Here is a 23,146-nt window from a genome sequence, read left to right on the forward strand (position 1 = left end):
GCGCACCGGCGTTCAACGCAGGAACGCGGCGGCGACGCCGGCGTCGACCGGGATGTGCAGACCGGTGGTGCGGGTGAGGTCACCGCCGGTCAGGGCGAAGACGGCGGCCGCGACATGGCCGGGCAGCACCTCCCGCTTCAGCAGCGTGCGCTGCGCGTAGAACTCGCCCAGCTTCTCCTCCGGCACCCCGTACACCGCCGCCCGCTGCGCGCCCCATCCGCCGGCGAAGATGCCCGAGCCGCGCACCACACCGTCCGGATTGACGCCGTTGACCCGGATGCCGTGCTCACCCAACTCGGCCGCGAGAAGGCGCACCTGGTGGGCCTGGTCGGCCTTGGTGGCCGAGTAGGCGATGTTGTTCGGACCTGCGAACACCGCGTTCTTGGACGCGATGTAGACGATGTCGCCGCCCAGTCGCTGCGCGATCATCACGCGGGCCGCCTCGCGGGAGACGAGGAAGGAACCGCGGGCCATGATGTCGTGCTGGAGGTCCCAGTCCTTCGCGGACGTCTCCAGGAGCGGCTTGGAGATGGAGATCCCGGCGTTGTTCACCACCAGGTCGACCCCGCCGAACGCGAGCACCGCCGCCCGGAACGCTTCCTCGATCTGCTCCTCCGAGGTCACGTCCACTCTCACGGCGACAGCCTTGTCCGGCCCGCCCAGTTCCTCGGCGACCGCGGCCGCGTTGTCCCCGTTCAGGTCCGCCACGACGACACAGGCGCCCTCGGCCGCCAGCCGCCGCGCGATCGCCTTCCCGATCCCGCTCCCGGCCCCGGACACCAGCGCCACCCGGGTGGCGAGCGGCTTCGGCTCCGGCATCCGCCGGAGCTTCGCCTCCTCCAGGGCCCAGTACTCGATGCGGAACTTCTCCGACTCCTCGATCGGCGCGTACGTCGAGACCGCCTCGGCGCCGCGCATCACGTTGATCGCGTTGACGTAGAACTCGCCGGCCACGCGCGCGGTCTGCTTGTCCTTGCCGAAGCTGAACATGCCCACGCCGGGGATCAGCACGATCGCCGGGTCGGCGCCGCGCATGGCGGGGGAGCCGGGCGTGGCGTGGGCCGCGTAGTAGGCGGCGTACTCCTCGCGGTAGGCGGCGTGCAGCTCCTCCAGCCGGGCCACGGCCTCGTCCGCCGGGACCGACGGCGGCAGGTCGAGGACGAGCGGCCGGACCTTGGTGCGCAGGAAGTGGTCCGGGCAGGAGGTGCCGAGCGCGGCCAGCCGGGGGTGCTCGGCACGGGCCAGGAAGTCCAGTACGGCCTCGGAGTCGTCGAAGTGCCCGACCTGCGGCCGGTCCTGCGAGGCGACGGCCCGCACGTACGGCGCGAGAGCCGCCGCCCGCTTCCGGCGCTCGGCCTCGGGCAGCGGCCCGTACCCGTCGAGCACCGGCCCGAACGGCTCCGGCCCGCCCCGCTCGGCGAGGAACCGCTCGGCGGTGCGGATGATGTGCAGCGAGTTGCGCTCGCACTCCTCGGACGTGTCGCCCCACGCCGTGATCCCGTGCCCGCCCAGGACACACCCGACGGCCCGCGGGTTGGCCTCCTTCACGGCGGCGATGTCCAGACCGAGCTGGAAACCGGGCCGTCGCCACGGCACCCATACGACGGTGTCACCGAAACACTCGGCGGTCAGCTTCTCCCCGTCGGCCGCACAGGCGAGCGCGATACCGGAGTCGGGGTGCAGATGGTCCACGTGCGGGGCTTCGACCAGCCCGTGCATCGCCGTGTCGATCGAGGGCGCCGCACCACCCTTGCCGTGCAGGCAGTAGTCGAACGCGGCGACCATCTCATCCTCGCGGTCGACCCCGGGATAGACGTCGGTCAGCGCCCGCAGCCGGTCCAGCCGCAGCACGGCGAGCCCCGCCCCGGTCAGCGTCCCGAGATCCCCGCCGGACCCCTTGACCCACATCAGCTCCACATCACCCCCGGTGACGGGATCGGTCGCGGTGCCCTTGGCGGAGGTGTTCCCGCCTGCGTAGTTGGTGTTGCGGGGGTCGGCACCGAGCCGGTGGGACCGGGCGAGGAGGGCGTCGGCTGCGGGGTGGTTTGCCATATCCATTCCAGTTCTTGTCAAGAGGGCGAGGGGAAACGCCCCTTCAGGGGCGCGGGGCAGTGTCATGTGCGGCTACCGCCGCGTGGGCGCGACCAGCCGCACACGGCCCGCGGACCGCGCATCACGGAACCCGGCAGACGAATTCCGGCAATCAGGCCCCCCATCCCGCCTGCTCCCCGCCCACCCGCTCCGCGACGATCCTCTCGGCCCACCCGGACCGCCGGTACGCCCCGACGGGGTCGGGGTCCAGGCCCATCTCCTCGCGCAGCTCCCGCAGCAACGGCCGCACATCCGTGTTGTACGCGTCCATCAGCACGGCGTTGGCACCCAGCACATCGCCGGAGGCCTGCGCAGCGGCCAGCGCCCCCGCATCGACGAGCAGCGCCTTCGCCGTGGCCTCCTGCACGTTCATCACCGACCGGATGATCGCCGGGATCTTCGCCTCGATGTTGTGGCACTGGTCGAGCATGAACGCGGCCCCGGAGGTGAACCCGCCCCCGCGCACCACCTCGTGCATGATCCGGAACAGCTGGAACGGGTCGGCGGAGCCCACCATCAGGTCGTCGTCGGCGTAGAAGCGCGAGTTGAAGTCGAACCCGCCGAGCCGTTCCTCGCGCAGCAGCGTCGCGACGATGAACTCGATGTTGGTGCCCGGCGCGTGGTGGCCCGTGTCGACGACGACCCGGGCACGCGGTCCGAGCTTCAGGCAGTGCGCGTACGCGGTGCCCCAGTCCGGGACGTCCGTCGTGTAGAACGCCGGCTCGAACAACTTGTACTCCAGCAGCATCCGCTGCCCCTCACCGAGCCGCTCGTACACCTCCGCGAGAGCTTCGGCGAGCCGGTCCTGCCGGGCACGGATGTCGTCCTGGCCGGGATAGTTCGTACCGTCGGCGAACCACAGCTTCAGGTCCGCCGAACCGGTCGCGTCCATGATGTCGACGCACTCCAGGAGATGGTCCACGGCCTTGCGGCGGACCGCCGGGTCCGGGTGGCAGACACTGCCGAGCCGGTAGGCGTCGTCCTGGAAGGTGTTGGAGTTGATCGTGCCGAGCCGCACACCGCGGTCCTCGGCGTGCTCGGCCAGCGCGGTGTAGTCGTCGGTCCTGTCCCACGGGATGTGCAGCGCCACCGAGGGCGCCACCCCCGTGAACTCGTGCACCTTGGCCGCGTCGTCCAGCTTCTCCTGCGGGGTGCGGGGCACACCCTGCTGCGCGAACACCTTGAAACGGGTCCCCGAATTGGCGTACGCCCACGACGGCGTCTCGACGGCCTGTGTCTTGAGAGCGGCCTTCGCCGCGGCGAGCTCGGTCACGTCAGGGCTCCTGTGACATCGGGTCCTGTCGACCCATGGAGTGAAACGATTCAGGACGGGAAGCTATGGCGCCCCCGAAGGGGTGTCAACCCCTCCGGCCAAGACCGCCCTTCGTGACCAGGGCGTGATCCGAAGCTGTCGAAACTTTTTCGATCGGGACCCATTGACGTGACATGCGCCGCGCGCCTAACGTCCCGGCAACCCAGTTGAAACCTTTCACGACGCCGCGAGGGCCGCCCCGCCGGACGTCGTCGAGGAGCCCTCATGACCCACCCGTCCGACACGGGTCCGGCCGCCCCGGTTCTCGCACTGAGGGACATCTCCAAGTCCTTCGGCGCGGTCCGCGCCCTGCGGGACGTCTCCCTGGACCTGTTCCCCGGCGAGGTGCACGCCCTCGCCGGCGAGAACGGAGCCGGCAAGTCGACCCTCATCAAGACGCTCGCCGGAGTGCACCGGCCGGACGCCGGCCAGGTGCTGCTCGACGGCGCGCCCGTCCTCTTCCACGGGCCCGGCGACGCCCGCGACGCCGGGATCGCCGTGATCTACCAGGAGCCCACGCTCTTCCCCGACCTGTCGATCGCCGAGAACATCTACATGGGCCGGCAGCCCAGGCGTGCTCTCGGCCGGATCGACCACAAGGCCACCCGCACCGCGACCGCCGCCCTGATGCGGCGGCTCGGCGTCGCACTCGATCCCGACCGCCCGGCCCGCGGCCTGTCCATCGCCGACCAGCAGATCGTCGAGATCGCCAAGGCGCTCTCCTTCGACGCCCGTGTCCTGATCATGGACGAGCCGACCGCCGCCCTCACCGGCAGCGAGGTCGCCCGCCTCTTCGGCGTCGTGCGCACCCTGCGCGAACAGGGAGCGGCGGTCCTGTTCATCTCCCACCGCCTGGAGGAGATCTTCGAGATCTGCGGGCGGGTCACCACCCTGCGCGACGGCGCCCGGATCGCCAGTGAACCGCTGGACGGCATGACCGAGGACGACCTGGTGCGCCGCATGGTCGGCCGCGACCTCGAGGAGCTCTACCCCAAGCAGGAGGTGCGCCCCGGCGAGATCGCCCTGAGCGTGCGCCGGCTGACCCGCGAGGGCGTCTTCACCGACGTCTCCTTCGACGTGCGCCGCGGCGAGATCGTCGGCCTCGCCGGGCTCGTGGGCGCCGGGCGCACCGAGGTGGCCCGCGCCGTGTTCGGCATCGACCGCTGGGACGCCGGCGAGGTCGAGATCGACGGACGCGCGCTCACCAACGGCGCTCCCTCCACCGCCATGGCCGCCGGCCTCGCCCTGGTCCCCGAGGACCGGCGCGCCCAGGGGCTGGTGATGGACATGTCCATCGAGCGCAACATCGGCCTGACCGGGCTGCGCACGACCGTCCGCGCCGGCCTGATGGACCGGGGCGCCGAACGCAGCCGCTCCCTGGACTGGGCGGTCAGACTGCACGTCAAGTACGCCCGGATCGCCGACACCGTCAACACGCTCTCGGGCGGCAACCAGCAGAAGGTCGTCCTCGCCAAGTGGCTCGCCACCGGCCCCAAGGTGCTGATCGTGGACGAGCCGACCCGCGGCATCGACGTCGGTACCAAGGCCGAGGTGCACCGGCTGCTCTCCCAGCTCGCCGCCGACGGTGTCGCCGTGCTGATGATCTCCTCCGACCTGCCCGAGATCCTCGGCATGGCCGACCGCGTGCTGGTGATGCGCGAGGGCCGTCTCACCGCCGAGATCCCCCGCACCGACGCCACCGAGGAAACCGTGATGGCCGCAGCCACGGGGAGGGCCGCATGACGGTCGTCAGCCCCGACCCCACCCCCGTCGCCGAGGTGGCGAAGTCCAGCGGCACCCGGCTGGTCGACCGCGTGTTCAAGGTGCGCGAACTCGCCATCCTGCTGGTCTTCCTGGCGATGATCGCCGTCACCCAGGCCGGCAACAGCGAGTTCCTGTCCGAGCAGGGCATCAAGGACCTGCTGCTGAACGCGACCATCCTGGTCCTGGTCGCCACCGGCCAGGCCCTGGTCGTCATCACCCGCAACGTCGACCTGTCCGTCGGCTCCACGCTCGGCATCTCCGCCTTCGCCGCCGGGATCCACCTCCAGAGCGGTGGGAACCCGGTCGTCGCCGTCGCGCTGGCGGTGCTACTCGGCACCGGCTTCGGACTGCTCAACGGCCTGCTCGTCAGCCTCGGCCAGGTGCCCGCGCTCGTCGTCACCCTCGGCACCCTCTACATCATCCGCGGCATCGACTCCATCTGGGTCGGCTCCCGCCAGATCACCGCCGCCGACCTCCCCGCCGGATTCGTCGACTTCGGCTCCGGCGGCATCTCGGCCGTGCCCTACCTGGCCCTGATCGCCCTGGCCGTCCTCGTGGCCACCGCCTACTACCTCAAGCACTTCGGCAGCGGACGCGAGCTGTACGCACTCGGCTCCCATCCCGAGGCCGCCCGGCTCGCCGGCATCCCGGTACGCAAGCGGATCCTCGCCGCCTACACCTTCTGCGGCGCCCTCGCGGGCCTCGCGGGCGCCCTGTACCTGGCCCGGTTCGGCAACGTCGACTCCGGCACCGGCACCGGCTACGAACTCACCGTCGTCAGCGCCGTAGTGGTCGGCGGCGTGGTCTTCACCGGCGGCTCCGGCAGTGTCTACGGCGCCGCCCTCGGCGCCCTGCTGCTGACCTCCGTCAACAGCGTCCTGCCCGCCCTCGGCGTCAGCTCCGTATGGGTGCTCGCCATCAACGGCACCCTGCTCATCCTCGCCATCGCGGTCGACCGGATCGTCGCCCTGCGCGTGGCCGCCGCCCTGAAGAAGAGGAACGCCCGCCATGGCTGACTCCGCTCTCGCGCGCGCCGTCCGCCGGTCCCCCTCCGTGCGGTGGGACACGGTCGTGGGCGCCCTGCTCGTCGTGGTCCTGCTGCTGTCCTTCACCACCGTCGACGGCTTCGGCAACGCGCTCAACCTGTCCTTCCTGATCGGCAACACCCTGCCGATCGCGCTGATCGCCCTGCCCATGACGCTGCTCGTGGTCTCCGGCGAGATCGACCTCTCCGTCGCCTCCACCGCCGGTCTGTCCGGCGCGGTCATGGGCGCCCTGTGGAACCAGGGCATGACCATCGAGACGATCATCCCCGTCTGCCTGCTCATCGGCGTGGTCTGCGGTCTGGTCAACGGCCTGCTCGTCACCCGGCTGGGGCTGCCCTCCCTCGCCGTCACCATCGGCACCCTCGCCGCCTACCGGGGCATCGCGCAGATCGTGCTCGGCTCCGACGCGGTGACCGACTTCCCCGCGCAGTACCTGGACTTCGCCGCCGGACGCATCGGCGACACCTTCGTCCCGTACGCGCTCCTGCCGTTCCTGGTGCTGCTCGCGATCGCCGTCGTCGCGCTGCACGCCACCCCCTTCGGGCGGTCGCTGTTCGCCATCGGCGCCAGCGAGGAGACCGCCCGGTTCGCCGGCATCCGGGTCAGGCGGCAGAAGCTGATCCTGTTCACGCTCACCGGCCTGATGGCCTCCCTCACCGGCGTGTTCTGGGCCCTGCACTACGCCAGCGCCCGCTACGACAACGCCACCGGCCTAGAACTCTCCGTCGTCGCCGCCGTGCTGCTCGGCGGCATCGACTTCGACGGCGGCAAGGGCACCCTCGGCGGCGCGATCGCGGGCGTCTTCCTGCTCGGCGCGCTGCAGAACGTCATGAGCCTCGTCAACGTCTCCGCCCAGTCGCAGATCGTCGTCACCGGCGTCCTGCTCGTCGTCTCCGTGCTCGGCCCGCGCGTCGCACGGCAGATCTCCGCCGCACGTGCCGGACGCCGGGCGGCATCGGCCCCACCACCGGTGCCCAAGGCACCCGCACCGACCCCGTGAACCCTCCCGCCCCTTAAGGAACCCACCATGCGCACGTCCTCCCTCCGCCGTACCTGTGCGGTCCTCGCCGCCGTCACCTCCCTCGCCCTGGCCGCCACCGCCTGCGGCGGCACCACCAAGGACGACGTCAAGAACGAGGGCGGCGGCCAGGCCGCCACGGCCGGCAAGGCCGACCCGAACGCGCCCACGAAGAAGGGCCTGACCGTCGGCTTCCTGCCCAAGCAGGTCAACAACCCCTACTTCACCACCGCCGACAAGGGCGGCGAGAAGGCCGTCAAGGAGCTGGGCTCCAGCTACAAGGAGGTCGGTCCCTCCAGCGCCACCGACACCGCCGGCCAGGTCTCCTACGTCAACACGCTCACCCAGCAGCAGGTCGACGCCATGGCCGTCTCCGCGCAGGACCCCGGCGCGCTGTGCACCGCCCTCAAGCAGGCCATGAAGAACGGCATCAAGGTCGTCACCTACGACTCCGACACCACCGCCGACTGCCGCAACGCCTTCGTCTCGCAGGCCAGCGGCGAGGACCTGGGCCGCACCGAGGTCCAGCTGCTCGCCGAACAGATCGGCCACAAGGGCGAGATCGCGATCCTGTCCGCCGCGCAGACCGCGACGAACCAGAACGCCTGGATCGAGTTCATGAAGGACGAACTCAAGGACCCCAAGTACAAGGACATCAAGCTGGTCGAGGTCGCCTACGGCAACGACGACGCCCAGCAGTCCTTCCAGCAGACCCAGGGCCTGCTCCAGGAGTACCCGAACCTGAAGGGGATCATCTCCCCGACCACCGTCGGCATCAAGGCCGCCGCCCAGTACCTGTCCGGCTCCAAGTACAAGGGCAAGGTCAAGCTGACCGGCCTCGGCACCCCCAACGACATGCGCAAGTACGTCAAGAACGGCACCGTCGAGGCGTTCGAGCTGTGGGACCCGGCCAAGCTCGGCGAACTCGCCGCCCGCACCGCCGTGGCCCTGGCCTCCGGCCAGATCACCGGCAAGGAGGGCGAGACCTTCGAGGCCGGCGCGATGGGCGAGTACACCATCGGCAAGGACGGCGTGATCAACCTCGGCAAGCCCACCGTCTTCAACGCGAAGAACATCGACGACTTCGACTTCTGATCCGCAGTCACCTCGCACTGAAGGAGCGGTACTTCATGCAACGCGTCTGTTTCCTGCTCAAGGTCCGCCAGGACCGGATCGCCGAGTACCGCGAACGTCACGCCGCCGTGTGGCCCGAGATGTGCGAGGCGCTCTCGGCCACCGGCTGGCACAACTACTCCCTCTTCCTGCGCGACGACGGCCTCCTCGTCGGCTACCTCGAGACCCCGGACTTCGAGGCCGCCCGCTCCGCCATGGAGGCCACCGGCGTCAACGCCCGCTGGCAGGCGGAGATGGCCCCCCTCTTCGAGACCCTCGACGGCACCCGCCCGGACGAGGCGATGAAACCGCTCACCGAAGTCTTCCACCTCGCCTGACCACGGACCCCGCCCGAGGAGCCCCGAGATGAGACGACGCACCCTGCCGGCCGGAGCCGTGGCAGGTGCGGTTGCCGCAGGCGAACCGCAGAGGGCTCGGCCCCTCAGGGCTGGGGCGAATGTGGCTTCCCGGCCAGCCGGACCGGGAATGACCCCTCGCCACCGGGACGATTGGACGCATTCCGCGGCGGTCAGTACAGTCGAATCCGCGCTCGGCGATAACCAAGCAAGCGCACGGATGAGCATCGCACGCGTCGCGGCGGGACACGCCGGAGGGGTGACGGCCCGTAAGGGTTCGAGCGCCCGTGAACCTCAGTCTGCAAGGGCTGGAATCCCTCGGCTTCAGCCAAGGGAGGATGTCAAAACGTCATCTCCATGGCCTTTTTCGGACCGGACCGACGGCTTCACCTACGTCAAGTCCACCGCCGGACTCATGGACGACCCCTCCGGGCTCAGCTGGACCGCAGGCCGTTTCGGCGCCCCGCAGTCCACGCTCGACGGCCTCGCCCTCACCTCGCAGTTCACCTACCCCCAGTTCGTCTCCACCCCCGAGGGCCGGCTCCAGCTCAGCTACCGCGCCGGCGACTCGGGCAACGGGCGCAACGCGCTGGCCGAGTACGACGGCACCCGCTGGACGGCACTGGGGGAGTGGACCGCCTCCACCGGCACCTACCGCGGCGAGCACGGCTCCTCCACCGCCCGCAACACGTACCTGCACGGCATCGACTACGACCGAAGAGGCCGCCTGCGCGCCTTCTTCACCTGGCGGGAGCAGAACGGAGCCGTCATGTGCAGCCCCGGCGGCATCACCAACCACGACACCGGCTACGTCCACTCCGACGACCGCGGCCGCACCTGGCGCAACGACGCGGGCGCCGTCGTCGCCACCACCGGCACCGCCGACCGGGTCTCCGTCACCGACCCCGGCCTGGTCGTCGACCCGCTGAACCCGGACCACTCCCTGATGAACCGGGAGAGCCAGTCCACCGACTCCGCCGGCCGGCCGCACGCGATCATCAGCTACGTCCCCGGCCGCTTCGGCCAGTGCACCACCGACTACGTCGCCGACCGCATCGCGAACGGCCGCGCCTTCCACGTCCGCCGCACCGCCTCCGGCACCTGGCGCAAGACCGAGATCCCCGTCCCCCTGAACTCCAGCCAGCGCACCCGGCTGCTCCTCGACCGGTACGACAACGCCTACGCGATCCTCCGCTACGGCCGGATCGCCGGAGCCTCCGCGGCCTCGGACCACACCGACTGGACCCTGCTGTACGACGGCGCCGGCCTGAACGCCTTCGGCGAGGTCCTCATCGACGAGACCCGGCCGGCACAGGACGGCGTGCTGTCGGTCATGTACCAGGAGCGGTCCACCGGCACCGCCCCCTCGGCGCTGCACGTCGCCGACTTCCGGCTGCCCGCCTGACCCCGTCCGCCTGACCCCGCCCGCCCGACCCCGCCCGCCCGACCTCCGACCTCCTGACCTCCACCCGACCCCCGTCCGCACCGCCGACCGGTCCCGCCCGGCCCGACCACCGCCGATCGCAAGGCGGCCGGGCCGGTAATGTGAACGACCACCGGCCGCCCCTCGCCTTCCGCCCCTCGTCTCCTCGGAGGTCCCTGCCCGATGGCCCAGTCGGTGGGTATCAAGGACGTCGCCCGCGTCGCCGGAGTCTCCGTCGGCACGGTCTCCAACGTGATCAACCGCCCGGACACGGTCGCCGCCGAGACCCGGGCCCGGGTGCTGTCCGCCATCGACCGGCTCGGCTACGTCCGCAGCGAGTCCGCGCGCCAACTGCGCGCGGGCCGCAGCCGGATCATGGGCCTGCTCGTCCTCGACATGGGCAACCCGTTCTTCGTCGACGTGGCGCGCGGTGCCGAACGCGCCGCGCGAGCGGCCGGCCTCGGCGTGATGGTCTGCAACAGCGCACAGGACGCGAGCGAGGAGGCCGACTACCTCTCCCTCTTCGCCGAGCAGCGGGTACGGGGCGTGCTGCTCACCCCGGCCGACGCCACCGGCCGCAACATCGAGGCCTTCCGCCGGCACGGCATCCCCTTCGTCCTGGTCGACCGCGTCGCGGAGGGCACCACCGAGTGCTCGGTCTCCGTGGACGACGTCGCCGGCGGCGCGCTGGCCGTGCGGCACCTCGTCGACGCGGGGCACCGGTCCCTCGCCTACGTCAGCGGGCCGCCCGGCCTGAACCAGGTCAGGGACCGGCGCACCGGCGCGCTGAACGCCCTCGCCGAGGCCGGCCTCGGCCCCGAAGCCCTGCGCGAACTGCCCACCGAGCGGCTCGACGTCGCCGCCGGACGGGACGCGGGCGCGCGGCTGCTCGGGCTCGCCGACCGCCCCACCGCCGTCTTCTGCGCCAACGACCTGCTCGCCCTCGGCGTGCTCCAGGCGATGTACGCGGCCGGGGTCGGCGTCCCGGACGACCTGGCGATCGTGGGCTACGACGACATCGAGTTCGCCGCCGCCGCGGCCGTCCCCCTCACCTCCGTACGCCAGCCCGCCGTCACGATGGGCGCACTGGCGGCGGAACTGCTGCTCGAGGAGACGGAGGCCGGGGCCGCGCCCCACGAACACCGCAGGGTCGTGCTGCGCCCGGAACTCGTCGTCCGGCGCTCCAGCCTGTCGGCCCGCTGACCAGCGGGCCCCGCGGGCATGCCGTGATCCCGGGTCCGACGGCCGGACGGCCATGTGCTGAACTGGGTCGCGGTCCGACCGTCCGTTCGTCCCGGGAGCCCCGTTGACCGTCAGCTACCGCCAGCCCGGCGTGGTCCTCACCGACCGCCGCTTCACCGTCCCCCTCGACCACGACGTGCCCTCGGGGGAGACGATCGAGCTGTACGCACGGGAGGTCGTCGCCGGCGACCGGGCGGGCCAGGAGCTGCCGTGGCTGCTGTACCTCCAGGGCGGCCCCGGATTCGGGGCGAACCGATTCGTCGGGAAGCCGTCCTGGCTCGGCCGGGCCCTGAAGGAGTACCGCGTCCTGCTGCTCGACCAGCGCGGCACCGGCAGCTCCACCCCCGCCAACCGGCAGACGCTCCCGCTGCGCGGCGGCCCCGCCGAGCAGGCCGACTACCTCACCCGCTTCCGCGCCGACTCGATCGTCCGCGACTGCGAGGCGATCCGCCCGCAGGTCACCGGCGGCGCCCCCTGGACGGTCCTGGGCCAGAGCTTCGGCGGATTCTGCACCGTCGCCTACCTCTCCACCGCGCCCGAGGGCCTCGACACCGCCGTGATCACGGGCGGCCTGCCCTCCCTGGACGCCCACGCCGACGACGTCTACCGGGCCGCCTACCCGCGCATCGAACGCAAGGTCGCCGCCCACTACGCCCGCTACCCGCAGGACGTCGAACGCGCCCGTCGCATCGCCGGGCACCTCCTCGACCACGAGGTCGTCCTCCCGAACGGCTACCGGTTCACCGTCGAGGCGTTCCAGTCCCTGGGCCGCATACTGGGCGGCGGCGACGGCAGCCACCAGCTGCACCACCTCCTGGAGGACGCCTTCGTCCCCACCCCGGCGGGCCCGGCGCTCTCCGACGCGTTCCAGGAGCAGGCACAGGGCCTGCTCTCGTACGCGGGCCATCCCCTGTACGCACTCATCCACGAGCCGATCTACGGCCAGGACACCCGGCCCACCGCCTGGTCGGCCGAACGGGTCCGGGCCGAGTTCCCGCGGTTCGACGCGGAGAAGGCCCTCGCGGGCGACGGGCCGCTGCTGTTCACCGGGGAGTCCGTGCACCCCTGGATGTTCGACTGCGACCCCGCGCTGCGCCCACTGCGCGAGACCGCCGAACTGCTCGCCGCCCGCACCGACTGGACCCCCCTGTACGACCCGGCCCGCCTCGCCGCCAACGAGGTCCCGGCCGTGGCGGCCGTCTACCACGACGACATGTACGTCGACACGGCCCACTCGCTGCGCACCGCGCGGGCGGTCCGCGGCCTGCGCACCTGGGTCACCGACGAGTTCGAGCACGACGGCATCCGCGCGGGCGGCCCCCGCGTACTGGACCGGCTGCTGGCGATGGCCCGCGACGAGGTGTGAGCCCTCACGCCGTGCGGCGCGTGTGCTGTGCGTGGCGCGTTCGCTGTGCGTGGCGCGTGCGCTGTGCCGCGTCCCGGGGCGTTGTCGGGGGTGAGGGCTAGGCTGCGGGCATGACCGAGGTGACGCCCGCTCAACTCGCCCCCATGCCCGACGACTGGCAGCGCGCGCTGGCCGTGGTCGCCCACCCCGACGACCTGGAGTACGGCTGCTCGGCGGCGATCGCGTCCTGGACCGACGCCGGCCGCGAGGTCGCCTATGTGCTGGCGACCCGCGGCGAGGCGGGCATCGACACCCTGGCCCCCGCCGAGTGCGGCCCGCTCCGGCAGCGGGAGCAGCGGGCGAGCGCGGCCGTGGTCGGCGTGTCGGCGGTGGAGTTCCTGGACCACCGGGACGGCGTCATCGAGTACGGCACCGCCCTGCGCCGGGACATCGCCGCCGCCGTCCGCCGCCACCGCCCCGAGCTGGTGATCACCCTGAACCACCGCGACACCTGGGGCGGTACCTTCTGGAACACCCCGGACCACGTGGCCGTCGGACGCGCGGTGCTCGACGCGGCCGGTGACGCCGGCAACCGGTGGATCTTCCCGGAACTGACCGAGCAGGGCCTCGAGCCCTGGGACGGGGTCCGCTGGGTCGCGGTGGCGGGCTCCAGCACCCCCACCCACGCCGTGGACGCGACGGACGGCCTGGACAGGGCGGTGCGCTCGCTGCTGGAACACCGCGCCTACATCGAGGCGCTGACCGACCAGGATCCCGAGGAGTACGTGCGCGGCTTCCTGACGGAGAACGCCCGGGAGACGGGCAAGCGGTTCGGCGACCGGCCCGCGGTCTCCTTCGAGCTGTTCTCCCGGTGACGGGTGAGGGGTGACGGCATGGACGAGACGGGCGGGGGCGCCGGAGCGGGAGTGGGGCAGGCGGGTACGGACGCGGGCGGCCGGGACGCGCTGGCCCGGCGCTTCGAGGCGCACCGCGGGCGTCTCACAGCGGTCGCCTACCGCATGCTCGGCTCGCGGGCCGAGGCGGACGACGCCGTGCAGGAGGCCTGGCTGAAGCTGGGCCGGACGGACCCCGCCACCATCGCCAACCTCGGCGGCTGGCTCACCACCGTGACCGGCCGGATCTGCCTGGACCTGCTGCGGTCGCGCACCGCGCGCCGGGAGCAGCCGATCGACGAGACCTTCGTCCCGGACCCGGTGCTCGGATCCCTCGCACCGGCCGACCCGGAACAGGAGGCCCTCCGGACCGACTCGGTCGGCGTGGCCCTGCTGGTGGTCCTGGAGAACCTGGAGCCGGACGAGCGCCTGGCGTTCGTGCTGCACGACATGTTCGCCGTGCCGTTCGACGACATCGCCCCGGTGGTGGAGCGCAGCCCGGCCGCCACCCGGCAGCTCGCCAGCCGCGCCCGCCGCCGGGTCCGGGACGCCACCCCGTCGTCCGATCCCGACCTAGGCCGGCAGAAGCGGGTGCTCGACGCCTTCATGGCCGCCGCACGCGGCGGTGACTTCGACGCACTGGTCGCGGTCCTCCACCCGGACGTGACCCTCAGGGCGGACGCGGGCACTCTGGTCCGCGGCGCCGCCGTGTCCAAGGCGCTCCGGGGCGCGAGGGCGGTCGCCGAGTCGGCGCTCCTGTTCGCCCGGTACACCGCGGCCGCGCAGCAGGTCATGGTCAACGACTCCGTGGGCCTCGTCAGCGTGGTCGAGGGCCGGCTCAACTCGGTCATGGCCGTCACCGTCACCGACGGCCGCATCACCGGCATGTACATCCTCGCCGACCCCGAGCGGCTCGACCGTCTGGAGGTGCCCGGCCTCACGGGATGAGCCCCGCCCACGGGGGTACGGTCCGGCACCCGTTCCGCGTTCCGTATGCTGAACGGCATGTCGGAACCGAAGACCGGCGGCCCCGGACTGCGCGGTGACTGCGCCCAGTGCTTCGGGCTGTGCTGCGTCGCTCTGCCGTTCGCCGCCTCCGCCGCCTTCGCGGTGGACAAGCAGGCCGGCCGGCCCTGCCGGAACCTGCGCGAGGACCACCGCTGCGGTATCCACGCACGGCTGAGGCAGGAGGGGTTCAGCGGCTGCACGGTGTACGACTGCTTCGGCGCCGGGCAGAAGGTCTCGCAGGTCACCTTCGGCGGAGAGGACTGGCGCACCCTGCCACCGGAGCGGGCCCGCCGCATGTTCGACGTCTTCCCGGTCGTCCGGCAGCTGCACGAGCTGCTGTGGTACCTGACCGAGGCGCTCGCCCTGCCCGCGGCCCGCCCCGTGCACGCGGACCTGCGCCGTGCGCTGGAGACGACGGAGCGGCTCACCCGGGGGACCCCGCAGGAGCTGGGGGAGCTGGACGTGGGCGCGCACCGGCAGGACGTCAACGTGCTGCTGCTGAAGGCCAGCGAACTGGTCCGCTCCGGAGTGCGCGGGCGCCGGAAGGACCGTCGGGGCGCCGATCTCATGGGCGCCCGCCTCAAGGGGGCCGACCTGCGCGGAGTGAGTCTGCGCGGCGCCTACCTCATCGCGGCCGACCTCACCGGCGCCGACCTGCGGGGCGCGGACCTGATCGGCGCCGACCTGCGCGACGCCGACCTCACGGACGCCGATCTCACCGGGGCGTTCTTCCTCACCCAGCCACAGCTGAACGCGGCCCGGGGAAACGCCGGCACCACCCTGCCGGGGACACTCACCCGTCCCGCCCACTGGACTGCGGAAGCCTGACACCGCGCCGGCGGGTCCGGGCGACGCCGGGCGCCCCCGCTGACCGGCACCGGACCCGGGACCCGGGGAAGCACTACTGGTCCGCCGAGGGCCCGACCGGCGCCGGCGCCGGCGCCGTCCGTCGCTCCGGGCGGAGCCGCAGCCCCTCCGGCATCAGCGTCAGCCGCTCGGTCACCCGCAGCCGGTAGCCGGGATCGGGCCGCAACTCGTAGCGGCGCAGCAGGAGCCCGAGCACCAGCGTCGCCTCGTGCAGCGCGAACTGCCGCCCGATGCAGGCCCGCGCCCCCGTGCCGAACGGCTTGAAGGTGTGCGGGGGACGGGACCGTACGGCCGGTGCGTCGAAACGGTCCGGGTCGAACCGCTCGGAGTCCGGGCCCCACACCGCGGGGTCCCGGTGCAGCATCGGCGTCAGCACCATCGTCCACGCCCCCTGCCGCATCGGATGCTCCCCCGCCAGCACGGTGTCCGCACGGGCCTCCCGGGCGAAGGCGGGCGCGGTCGGCCACAGCCGCAGCGACTCGTCGAGCACCCGGCGCACGTACCGCAGCTTGGCCACCTGTTCGTAGCCCGGCATGGCCGAACCGCCCCAGACACGGTCCACTTCGGCGCGGGCACGGTCCGCGACGTCGGGGTGCAGGGAGAGGTAGTGCAGGGCGAAGGAGAGCGCGCCCGAGGTGGTCTCGTGACCCGCGACCAGGAAGGTGATGACCTGACGGCGGACGTTCTCGGACGACAGCCGCTCACCGGACTCGGGGTGCGCGGTGTCCAGCATCCGGTCGAGCAGGTCGCCCTCCCCGCCGCCGTCCGCGCGCCGGATCCGGACCACCTCGTCGACGATCCGGTGGAGCCGGCCGATGTCGGCGGCGTTGCGCCGGCTCGCGCTGCGCAGCAGGAGCGGGGCCAGTGGCGCGGGTACCGCGTTGAGCCGCTGCGCGTGAGCGAGCGTGCCGACCATCGAGGTGACGAAGGGGTGCGGCCGGGACCGTTCGAACGATCCGAAGTCGTGCCCGAACCCGGTGCGCGCGATCGTCTCCAGCGTCAGCTTGGTCATGTCACCGGGCACGTCCACCGTCCGGCCCGCCCCGGCCGCGCGGTCCCAGTGGCCGGTCAGCCGCTCCGCCACGGCCAGCATCATCGGGTGGTAGCCCGCCATGGCCTCGCGGTTGAAGCCGGGGGCGAGCACGTCGTGGGCGAGCTGCCAGTTGGGCTCGTGGTTGTACGCGGTGAACAGGCCGTCGCCCGCGACCGGCCGCAGATTGGCCACGCCCAGCCCCACATGCTTGGCGAAGCGTGTCTCGTCGGCCAGATCGGCCGCCAGGTCCGCACCCGCCACCAGCACGAACTCCTTGCCGAAGGCGTTCCGCCGGAAGATCGGCCCCAGCCGGCGGGCGAGCCGCATCGAGTCCTGCACCGGGGTGCTTCTGCTCGAACCGATGACGTCACCGACGAGCGGGACCCGGTAGGGAGGACGTGGGATGCGGTGCAGTGCGGGCCAGCCCTGCTCCGCACCGCGAAATCCCCTCGGCAGCACGGTCGGTGCCGTCGTCTCCGCCATGCGATCCCCTTCGGTCCGGCAAGCGACTGCGACGCGGTGCGCGCCCGCGAAACCCGTGTTGTACGCGGGTTCAATACGCCTTTCCAGTCTGGTCCCGGTGCTGAACCGGCGTCAAGTAAGGTGCGGGAATGGCCGCGAACGAGGGCGGGCGCACGCGGCGCCGGCTCAGCACCGAGGAGCGTCGCGAGCAGCTTCTGTCGGTCGGCGCCCGGCTGTTCTCGGAGAGTCCGTACGACGACGTGTGGATCGAGCAGGTGGCCGGGATCGCCGGGGTCTCGCGAGGCCTGCTGTACCACTACTTCCCCACCAAGCGGGACTTCTTCGCGGCGGTGGTGCAGCGCGAGAGCGACCGGATGCTGCGTATGACCGCGGCGGTTCCCGGAGCTCCGGTTCGGGAGCAGCTGGCGTCGGGGCTCGACGCGTACCTGGGGTACGTGGCGGCGCATGCGCACGGCTACCGTGCCTTCCACCGTGCCGAGGCGGCAGGGGATCTGACGGTGCGCCGGGTCTACCACCGGGCTCTGGCCGCGCAGGAGCGGCAGATCCTGGCGGCGCTGGCCGGGGACCCCGAGTTCGGCCCGGTGCTCGGGCGGCGGCCGGACGCGCGCCTCGCCGTGCGCGGCTGGCTGGCCTTCACCACCGCGGTGTGCCTGGAGTGGCTGCGCGGTTCCGAGCTGAGCCGGGAACAGGTGCGCGACCTGTGCGCACGCGCCCTGCTCGGCGTCCTCACGCCCTGAAAGGCCGTGCAAAGGTCATGTGATCCGCTTGGCGTACGCCTCGATCTTCGCTAGGTTAGGCAAGGCTTACCTAATAGGAGGTTCGAGGATGGGTGACGACACGCACGGCTGGACGGCCGGACCCGGCGCGGCGGAGCGGGCCCGCTCCGTGCTCGCCACCGCATGGTCCTGCGCGGTGACCGCGGAGGGCTCGCGCGAGGAGTTCGTCGGCGCGCACGGCGTGACCGACGACGGCCGCATCCTGCTGCACGTGCCCGAGGACAGCGCGCTGCTCACCGCCGCGATCTGCGCACCCCGCGGCGAGCCGTCCGCCGTACTGGAGTTCGCCGACGTCGCACCCGTCCCGGTACGGAAGAGGATCCGCGCCCGGCTGTGGCTCGCCGGCTGGTTCACCACCGAGGACGACCACCTCGCCTTCCGCCCCACACGGGTGGTGCTGCGGCGGGAGTCCGGAGCCGTCGTCGTCGATCCGGACGAGTTCGCCGCGGCGCGGCCCGACCCGCTGGCCACCGCCGAGGCCCGGCTGCTGACCCACCTCGCCGACTGCCACGGCGACGCGGTCGAGCGGCTGACCCGCCTGGTCGAACCGAACAGCCTGCACGGCGTGGTCCGCGTCCAGCCGCTCGCCGTCGACCGGCACGGGCTCACCCTGCGCATCGAACGCGTCCGCGCGGGCGGTGACGTACGGCTGCCCTTCCACCGGCCCGCCGACGACCTCGGCCAGCTCACCGAACGCATGCACGTACTCCTCTCCCGGGCGAGCGCGGTCACCTGCCCCCGGCCGCTGCAACGGCAACGCGCCGACGGCGACGGCTGATCGGCGCCGCGTACACGGCCTGCCCCCGCCCCGGTGCCCGGCGGCTACCAGTCACCGTCCTCCACCGGCTTGCCCGGCGCGTCCCCGAGCTGCTTCACCTGATGCGGCGACGGCGGCTGCCAGGGCTCGTGGTCGTCCCCGAGCCAGTCGCCGACCGGCTTCACCGACTGGAGCGGGCCGGCCGGACCGAGGTCCTGCGCGTCCTGGTCGTAGTAGTCGAACCAGGGCAGCCCCGCCCGGGTGTAGGCGGCCCGGTCCACCGGGGAGGGAGGCGGCGCCTCGCCCGTGATGCGCCGCCACTCGGGAGGCGTCACCAGGTGGACGAACACCCGCCCCGAGGGCTGCTCGGCCCAGTCCGTCAGCGGCCGGTCGTCCTGGTAGACCTCCTGCCGCATGGAGCCGCCGACACCGAGACCCATCGCGGCGGCGGGCCGGGGCGCGCCGCGGAGTCCCGCGGGGGCCGCGCCCGGCGCGGGCGGCGCGGCCATGGCGTGTGCGGCGCCGTAACCCGCGGCGTGGGCCGGCGGCCGGGCGGCCAGTTCCGCCCGCTGCCGCTCCAGCCGCTCCTGCTCCGCCCGGCGCCACCGGGCCAGCGCGCCCTCGCCGAGCGGGAAGGACTGCAGCTGGACGCCGCCCCACACCTCCTCGCCGGTGACCTGGCCCTCCACCGTCGCGCCCAGGCCCAGCGGCACGGCCACGAACTGGCGGACCGTGCCCTTGCCGGAGTTGATGCCGTCCAGCCAGCGCTGCCGGGGCAGCACCACGTAGTTCTGCGGCGAGCGGGCCAGCCGGCCGCTCCACGGGCGGCCCGAGACCGCGCACACCTTGCCGGCCCCCACCTGCAGCGCGGCCGGCTCCTTCGTACCCGCGAAGCTCAGCCACAGGGCCTCCCGCAGATACACCGGCAGCATCACGCCGCCGCGCGCCCGCCAGGCCTCGGGCACCGAGTCCGGGTAGTCCGCGACCCGCCGTACCGGGAACTCGCCCAGCCCCGGGGGCAGGGCGTGCGTGCCCGTCTCCGGCAGCCGCAGCGTACGGACGAACCGCACCGCCGCCCCGCCCGGCAGCCGCAGGGTGTTCCCGTCGATCCGCACATCGGTTCCGGCCATCCGCGCGCCCCCTTCGTGTGCCTGTGGCCGGCGGCGTGCCCGCCGTCGGCTTCCCTCACTGAGAACGCCCGGCGGCACCCCGGCGGTTCCGGCGCAGCCGGCCGGGAACGCGCAGCCGGTCCCGCGTCCGCGTGATCCGGGGCATGCGCTCCCGCTGCTCACGGGTGTGCCGGTCCAGCTCCTCCATCAGACGGTGCGAGCGGTGCTCGGTGTCCATCTCGTCCAGGATGCGGTCGGCCTCGGCCAGCAGCGCGCCGTACAGCTGCCACTGCCGGGCGTCCGCGCGCACCGTCTCCAGCAGCAGCCGGGCCAGCCGGTCGCGCGTGGTGGCGGCCTGCCGCAGTTCGGCGGTGAGCCGGTCCTCTGCGGACTCCGCGCTCTCACTGACACTCGCGGTGACCAGCACCGCGAAGCTGACCACCGCGTCGGAGATCTCGGACAGCAGCTGCTCGACGAGGGCGCCGGCCTCCGGCGGGAACAGGGGACCCGGCTCGCGTTCCTTCGCGAGGTCGGTGAAGGTGCGCGCCAGCACCCGCAGGACGACGGTGCAGATCTCCAGGGTGTCCAGCCCGGTGCGCAGCACGACCCGGTGCAGCAGACCCTCGCGCACGCGCGGGTTGAGCCGCAGGCTGTCCTCGGCCTGCCGGAGGTCCGCGTCCACCTCGGAGATGTCGTGATCGAGCCGGCGCGCCTCGTGCAGCCGTGCCGCCGCCTCACGGTGGGCCGGCTGCCCCGAGGCCTGTTCGCCCAGGCGGAGCATCAGCTGCCGCACCCGCCGGGCCAGCCCCTCGATCGACTCACCGGCCTCCTCCACCCACACCGGCGGGGCCAGGAGCAGATTGAACGAGAGTCCGACCACGGCGCCGATCAGCGTCTCCAGGATGCGCGCCCACGCCATGTCCCCGACCGAGGTCACGCCGAGCACCAGCATCGCGCTGATCGCCACCTCGGGCACGAATTCGTGCACGCGTACGAGACGTCCGACGAACAGCGACGCCAGGATCACCAGCCCCAGGCTCCACCAGGTCAGGCCCACCAGAAGGCTGAAGAGGATGGCGACGACCACCCCGGTCACCACCGAGTTCACCCGGCGGAAGCCGGTGGTGAGCGTGGAGTACAGCGTGACCTGGACGACGAGCAGCGCCGTCAGCGGCGCGGTGAGCGGGGCGGCCTCCGGGCTGAGCCGCAGCGCGATGACGTACGAGACCGTGGCCGCGGCCGTCGAGCGGAGCATCTGCACGATCTCCGGATCACGGTGCCGCTTGACGAAATCCCTGACCGGCGCCGTCCACTCCCGTACCTCTCGCATCCTTCGACGCTTCCCCCTCACCGGAAGCGTCGAACGTCTTCGGGAGGTTCCGCAGTCGTGCGGGGGACGCGGTGACGTGCGGGAGACCCTCGGGGGACGCTCGCGGACCGGGGGCCCGCCGGAGCTGCCGGAACGTCACACCTTGTCGAGGAAGGCGTACAGATGTCCCATGGTGCGGGCGATCTGTTCGTCGAGCGTGAGGGTCTCCTCGATCCGCATTCCCGACTCCGGCACCTTCCTGCCCCGCAGATAGAGGGAGCACGCGAGGTCGGCGCACATGTAGGCGCCCACCGAATTGCCCTCGCGCCCGGCCGCGCCCGCCCGGCGCGCGGTCATCAGGGAGACGCCCCCGCGCGGATGCGTCGTCAGGCACAGCGAGCACATGCTGCGCTGCAGATAGCCGCGTCGCGCGGGCTGGAACCGCAGCGCCACCCCGACCAGACGGCCCTGGTCCGCACGCTCGGTGACCAGGTAGGTGCGGTCGGGCGCACCCGGATCCCGCCAGCCCAGGAAGTCCAGATCCTCCCAGACCCGCTCCCCGAGGTCGCGGGGTACGAACAGACGCTTGGTCTCACCCTTCGAGCAATTGACGAAGGAACCGCGTATGTCCTGGTCGGTGAGTGGTCTCATGGGGGTTCTCCGGGGTTCTCCTGGTACGGCCTGCCGAAACCGGGAAGACCCGGGTTTCCGTCCCACGGTAAGGATCCCGAAGGAGCCCGATCCAACGGTTTTTCGGGCGGACCCGGGCGGAGTGGGCGGACGGCTTTAGTTCACCACATTAAATAAGGGTGCGAAAAAGTCGCGCCGAGGCGGTTCCCGGCGGTATGTTGCAGGTCGGGCAGGGGTTCGGGAGGAGCAGCCACATGGCGGGGCGGAACGGGCGCACGGTACGCGACCTCAGGCGGGCCAACCGCAGGGCCGTGCTGCAGCGGCTCTACTTCGACGGACCGCTCAGCCGCTTCGAACTGGGCCCGGTGACCGGGCTCAGCTCCGGCTCGGTGAGCAATGTCGTCGCCGACCTGATCGGTGACGGACTCGTCGAGGAGGCCGGCAGCGTCGACTCCGACGGCGGCCGTCCGCGCACCCTGCTCCGGGTGACGCCGGACAGCGGCCACATGATCGGCGTGGACGTCGGCGAGACCCGGGTCCGCGTCGAACTGTTCGACCTGACGCTCACCGAACTCGCCCGCGCCGAGCGCCCGCTGGAACAGCAGCGCTACGAGGTCGACGTCATCGTCGACCACATCCACGCCGGCATCACCGAGGTGCTCGCCGCCGCCGGCCTCGCCCCCGAGCGGCTGCTCGGCGTCGGCATCGGCGTCCCCGGCATCGTCGAGCACACTCCCGACCGGGGCGCCGTCGTGCACGGGCAGACCATCGGGTGGGACGCCATCGCGCTGGAGTCCCTGCTGCGCAGCGGCTCGCCCCTGCCCGACGGCGTGCCCTGCTTCATCGACAACGGGGCCAGGACCCTCGGCCAGGCCGAGATGTGGTTCGGGGCGGGACGCGGCGCGCGCAACGCCCTCGTCGTGCTCTTCGGCTCCGGCGTCGGTGCCTGCCTCGTCACCCCGGAGGCGGAGCACGGCCGCGCGGTCGAGTGGGGACACCTGACCGTACGGGTCCGGGGGCGGCGCTGCCGCTGCGGTGCGCTCGGCTGCCTGGAGGCCTACGCGGGCGCCGAGTCGCTGCTCGCCCGGTGGCGGGAGGAGGGCGGCCGGGTCCCCCGGGGCGCCGACGAGGAGACGGCGCTGACCGCGATGCTCGCCGCCGCCTACCCGCCCGACGGCACCGCCGCCGACCCGGTCGCGCTCACCGTGCTGGAGGAGACCGCCGAGTACCTGGGCGCCGGCCTGTCCGATCTGATCAACCTCTTCCAGCCGGAACGCATCCTCATGGGCGGCTGGGCCGGCCTCCAGCTCGGCGCGCGTTTCCTGCCCGCCGTCCGCAAGCACGCCCTGTCGTACGCGCTGCGCCATCCCGCTGAGAACGTGACGATCGAGCTGGGCAGCCTCGGCCCCGACGCCGTCACGGTCGGCGCCGCGATCCTGCCGCTCGCCGACTTCTTCGCCCGTGGCGGCCGTCGCCCCGACCCGGACCCGGAATCCCCGCCGCCCGCCTGGCGCAGAGCCCTGCGGGAACGGACGCCGCACTGAGCGTTTCGCCGGGTGCCGCGACGGTAC

Annotated in this window: 19 protein-coding genes and 1 pseudogene; 14 read left to right on the forward strand and 6 right to left on the reverse strand. The window is 72.5% G+C overall.

Annotated features, from left to right (window positions below):
• Nucleotides 1–12 precede the first annotated feature (12 nt).
• The gene (locus ACIF80_RS15250; protein ID WP_399804317.1) at nucleotides 13–2,052 is read right to left on the reverse strand and encodes a bifunctional aldolase/short-chain dehydrogenase; all 2,040 of its coding nucleotides are present in this window, start codon (nucleotides 2,050–2,052) and stop codon (nucleotides 13–15) included.
• A 151-nt stretch (nucleotides 2,053–2,203) separates the two neighbouring features.
• Entirely contained in the window at nucleotides 2,204–3,364 is a 1,161-nt protein-coding gene (gene rhaI, locus ACIF80_RS15255; RefSeq protein ID WP_399804319.1) for an L-rhamnose isomerase, read from the reverse strand.
• Nucleotides 3,365–3,628: 264 nt separating this feature from the next.
• Between rhaI and ACIF80_RS15260 the strand changes: the two genes are divergently transcribed.
• From ACIF80_RS15260 to ACIF80_RS15310, 11 genes and pseudogenes are all read left to right on the forward strand, one after another.
• A complete protein-coding gene (locus ACIF80_RS15260) occupies nucleotides 3,629–5,146 on the forward strand; it encodes a sugar ABC transporter ATP-binding protein (protein WP_399804322.1) in 1,518 nt (505 codons plus the stop codon).
• Nucleotides 5,143–6,183, forward strand: a complete 1,041-nt coding sequence (locus tag ACIF80_RS15265; protein WP_399804325.1) for an ABC transporter permease — start codon at nucleotides 5,143–5,145, stop codon at nucleotides 6,181–6,183. The genes ACIF80_RS15260 and ACIF80_RS15265 overlap by 4 nt, the downstream gene beginning before the upstream one ends.
• Complete coding sequence (locus ACIF80_RS15270) at nucleotides 6,176–7,213, forward strand: ABC transporter permease (RefSeq protein WP_399804328.1); 1,038 nt, start codon at nucleotides 6,176–6,178, stop codon at nucleotides 7,211–7,213. Before ACIF80_RS15265 ends, ACIF80_RS15270 begins: the two co-directional genes overlap by 8 nt.
• Nucleotides 7,214–7,240: 27 nt before the next feature.
• A complete protein-coding gene (gene rhaS, locus ACIF80_RS15275) occupies nucleotides 7,241–8,326 on the forward strand; it encodes a rhamnose ABC transporter substrate-binding protein (protein ID WP_399804331.1) in 1,086 nt (361 codons plus the stop codon).
• Nucleotides 8,327–8,361: 35 nt separating this feature from the next.
• Nucleotides 8,362–8,682 carry an L-rhamnose mutarotase gene (locus ACIF80_RS15280; RefSeq protein WP_399804334.1) on the forward strand — a complete coding sequence of 107 codons (321 nt, stop codon included), beginning with the start codon at nucleotides 8,362–8,364 and terminating at the stop codon, nucleotides 8,680–8,682.
• Nucleotides 8,683–9,076: 394 nt separating this feature from the next.
• Nucleotides 9,077–10,105, forward strand: a pseudogene (locus ACIF80_RS15285) (BNR repeat-containing protein); the annotation flags it as partial.
• A gap of 201 nt (nucleotides 10,106–10,306) precedes the next feature.
• On the forward strand, nucleotides 10,307–11,326 hold the full coding sequence (locus tag ACIF80_RS15290) for a LacI family DNA-binding transcriptional regulator (RefSeq protein ID WP_399804336.1): 1,020 nt from the start codon (nucleotides 10,307–10,309) through the stop codon (nucleotides 11,324–11,326).
• A 103-nt stretch (nucleotides 11,327–11,429) separates the two neighbouring features.
• Entirely contained in the window at nucleotides 11,430–12,731 is a 1,302-nt protein-coding gene (locus tag ACIF80_RS15295) for an alpha/beta fold hydrolase (RefSeq protein WP_399804339.1), read from the forward strand.
• Between the two features lie 110 nt (nucleotides 12,732–12,841).
• Entirely contained in the window at nucleotides 12,842–13,585 is a 744-nt protein-coding gene (locus ACIF80_RS15300; RefSeq protein WP_399804342.1) for a PIG-L deacetylase family protein, read from the forward strand.
• 18 nt (nucleotides 13,586–13,603) lie between these two features.
• A complete protein-coding gene (gene sigJ, locus ACIF80_RS15305) occupies nucleotides 13,604–14,551 on the forward strand; it encodes an RNA polymerase sigma factor SigJ (protein ID WP_399804345.1) in 948 nt (315 codons plus the stop codon).
• A gap of 45 nt (nucleotides 14,552–14,596) precedes the next feature.
• Nucleotides 14,597–15,439 carry a pentapeptide repeat-containing protein gene (locus tag ACIF80_RS15310; RefSeq protein WP_399804348.1) on the forward strand — a complete coding sequence of 281 codons (843 nt, stop codon included), beginning with the start codon at nucleotides 14,597–14,599 and terminating at the stop codon, nucleotides 15,437–15,439.
• A 73-nt stretch (nucleotides 15,440–15,512) separates the two neighbouring features.
• Here ACIF80_RS15310 and ACIF80_RS15315 read toward each other — a convergent pair whose 3' ends face one another.
• A complete protein-coding gene (locus ACIF80_RS15315) occupies nucleotides 15,513–16,994 on the reverse strand; it encodes a cytochrome P450 (protein WP_399804350.1) in 1,482 nt (493 codons plus the stop codon).
• 128 nt (nucleotides 16,995–17,122) lie between these two features.
• Here ACIF80_RS15315 and ACIF80_RS15320 point away from each other — a divergent pair, with 128 nt between their 5' ends.
• Both ACIF80_RS15320 and ACIF80_RS15325 read left to right on the forward strand, forming a co-directional pair.
• The gene (locus ACIF80_RS15320) at nucleotides 17,123–17,731 is read left to right on the forward strand and encodes a TetR/AcrR family transcriptional regulator (RefSeq protein WP_399804353.1); all 609 of its coding nucleotides are present in this window, start codon (nucleotides 17,123–17,125) and stop codon (nucleotides 17,729–17,731) included.
• An 88-nt stretch (nucleotides 17,732–17,819) separates the two neighbouring features.
• A complete protein-coding gene (locus tag ACIF80_RS15325) occupies nucleotides 17,820–18,548 on the forward strand; it encodes a DUF2470 domain-containing protein (protein ID WP_399804356.1) in 729 nt (242 codons plus the stop codon).
• A 44-nt stretch (nucleotides 18,549–18,592) separates the two neighbouring features.
• On the opposite strand, the gene ACIF80_RS15330 is transcribed toward ACIF80_RS15325, so the two are convergent.
• The 3 genes from ACIF80_RS15330 to ACIF80_RS15340 form a co-directional block, all read right to left on the reverse strand.
• Nucleotides 18,593–19,657, reverse strand: coding sequence for a hypothetical protein (locus ACIF80_RS15330; protein ID WP_399804359.1), 1,065 nt, complete (start codon nucleotides 19,655–19,657; stop codon nucleotides 18,593–18,595).
• Nucleotides 19,658–19,712: 55 nt separating this feature from the next.
• A complete protein-coding gene (locus tag ACIF80_RS15335) occupies nucleotides 19,713–20,966 on the reverse strand; it encodes an aromatic acid exporter family protein (protein ID WP_399804362.1) in 1,254 nt (417 codons plus the stop codon).
• A 135-nt stretch (nucleotides 20,967–21,101) separates the two neighbouring features.
• Nucleotides 21,102–21,596 (reverse strand): FBP domain-containing protein, encoded by a 495-nt coding sequence (locus ACIF80_RS15340; protein WP_399804365.1) that lies wholly within the window; start codon nucleotides 21,594–21,596, stop codon nucleotides 21,102–21,104.
• A gap of 233 nt (nucleotides 21,597–21,829) precedes the next feature.
• Between ACIF80_RS15340 and ACIF80_RS15345 the strand changes: the two genes are divergently transcribed.
• On the forward strand, nucleotides 21,830–23,119 hold the full coding sequence (locus ACIF80_RS15345) for an ROK family protein (protein ID WP_399804368.1): 1,290 nt from the start codon (nucleotides 21,830–21,832) through the stop codon (nucleotides 23,117–23,119).
• The last annotated feature ends 27 nt before the right edge of the window (nucleotides 23,120–23,146 follow it).

This window comes from Streptomyces sp. NPDC085927 (assembly GCF_044540975.1).
In the GTDB taxonomy this organism is placed as follows: Bacteria; Actinomycetota; Actinomycetes; order Streptomycetales; family Streptomycetaceae; genus Streptomyces; species Streptomyces hirsutus.

What these genes read in the sequence shown, in the direction of transcription:
- ACIF80_RS15250 (WP_399804317.1), bottom strand. Translation starts at nt 2,052, where the DNA reads ATGGCAAACCACCCCGCAGCCGACGCCCTCCTCGCCCGGTCCCACCGG.
- ACIF80_RS15260 (WP_399804322.1), top strand. Translation starts at nt 3,629, where the DNA reads ATGACCCACCCGTCCGACACGGGTCCGGCCGCCCCGGTTCTCGCACTG.
- ACIF80_RS15265 (WP_399804325.1), top strand. Translation starts at nt 5,143, where the DNA reads ATGACGGTCGTCAGCCCCGACCCCACCCCCGTCGCCGAGGTGGCGAAG.
- ACIF80_RS15270 (WP_399804328.1), top strand. Translation starts at nt 6,176, where the DNA reads ATGGCTGACTCCGCTCTCGCGCGCGCCGTCCGCCGGTCCCCCTCCGTG.
- rhaS (WP_399804331.1), top strand. Translation starts at nt 7,241, where the DNA reads ATGCGCACGTCCTCCCTCCGCCGTACCTGTGCGGTCCTCGCCGCCGTC.
- ACIF80_RS15280 (WP_399804334.1), top strand. Translation starts at nt 8,362, where the DNA reads ATGCAACGCGTCTGTTTCCTGCTCAAGGTCCGCCAGGACCGGATCGCC.
- ACIF80_RS15290 (WP_399804336.1), top strand. Translation starts at nt 10,307, where the DNA reads ATGGCCCAGTCGGTGGGTATCAAGGACGTCGCCCGCGTCGCCGGAGTC.
- ACIF80_RS15300 (WP_399804342.1), top strand. Translation starts at nt 12,842, where the DNA reads ATGACCGAGGTGACGCCCGCTCAACTCGCCCCCATGCCCGACGACTGG.
- sigJ (WP_399804345.1), top strand. Translation starts at nt 13,604, where the DNA reads ATGGACGAGACGGGCGGGGGCGCCGGAGCGGGAGTGGGGCAGGCGGGT.
- ACIF80_RS15310 (WP_399804348.1), top strand. Translation starts at nt 14,597, where the DNA reads ATGCTGAACGGCATGTCGGAACCGAAGACCGGCGGCCCCGGACTGCGC.
- ACIF80_RS15315 (WP_399804350.1), bottom strand. Translation starts at nt 16,994, where the DNA reads ATGGCGGAGACGACGGCACCGACCGTGCTGCCGAGGGGATTTCGCGGT.
- ACIF80_RS15320 (WP_399804353.1), top strand. Translation starts at nt 17,123, where the DNA reads ATGGCCGCGAACGAGGGCGGGCGCACGCGGCGCCGGCTCAGCACCGAG.
- ACIF80_RS15325 (WP_399804356.1), top strand. Translation starts at nt 17,820, where the DNA reads ATGGGTGACGACACGCACGGCTGGACGGCCGGACCCGGCGCGGCGGAG.
- ACIF80_RS15330 (WP_399804359.1), bottom strand. Translation starts at nt 19,657, where the DNA reads ATGGCCGGAACCGATGTGCGGATCGACGGGAACACCCTGCGGCTGCCG.
- ACIF80_RS15335 (WP_399804362.1), bottom strand. Translation starts at nt 20,966, where the DNA reads ATGCGAGAGGTACGGGAGTGGACGGCGCCGGTCAGGGATTTCGTCAAG.
- ACIF80_RS15340 (WP_399804365.1), bottom strand. Translation starts at nt 21,596, where the DNA reads ATGAGACCACTCACCGACCAGGACATACGCGGTTCCTTCGTCAATTGC.
- ACIF80_RS15345 (WP_399804368.1), top strand. Translation starts at nt 21,830, where the DNA reads ATGGCGGGGCGGAACGGGCGCACGGTACGCGACCTCAGGCGGGCCAAC.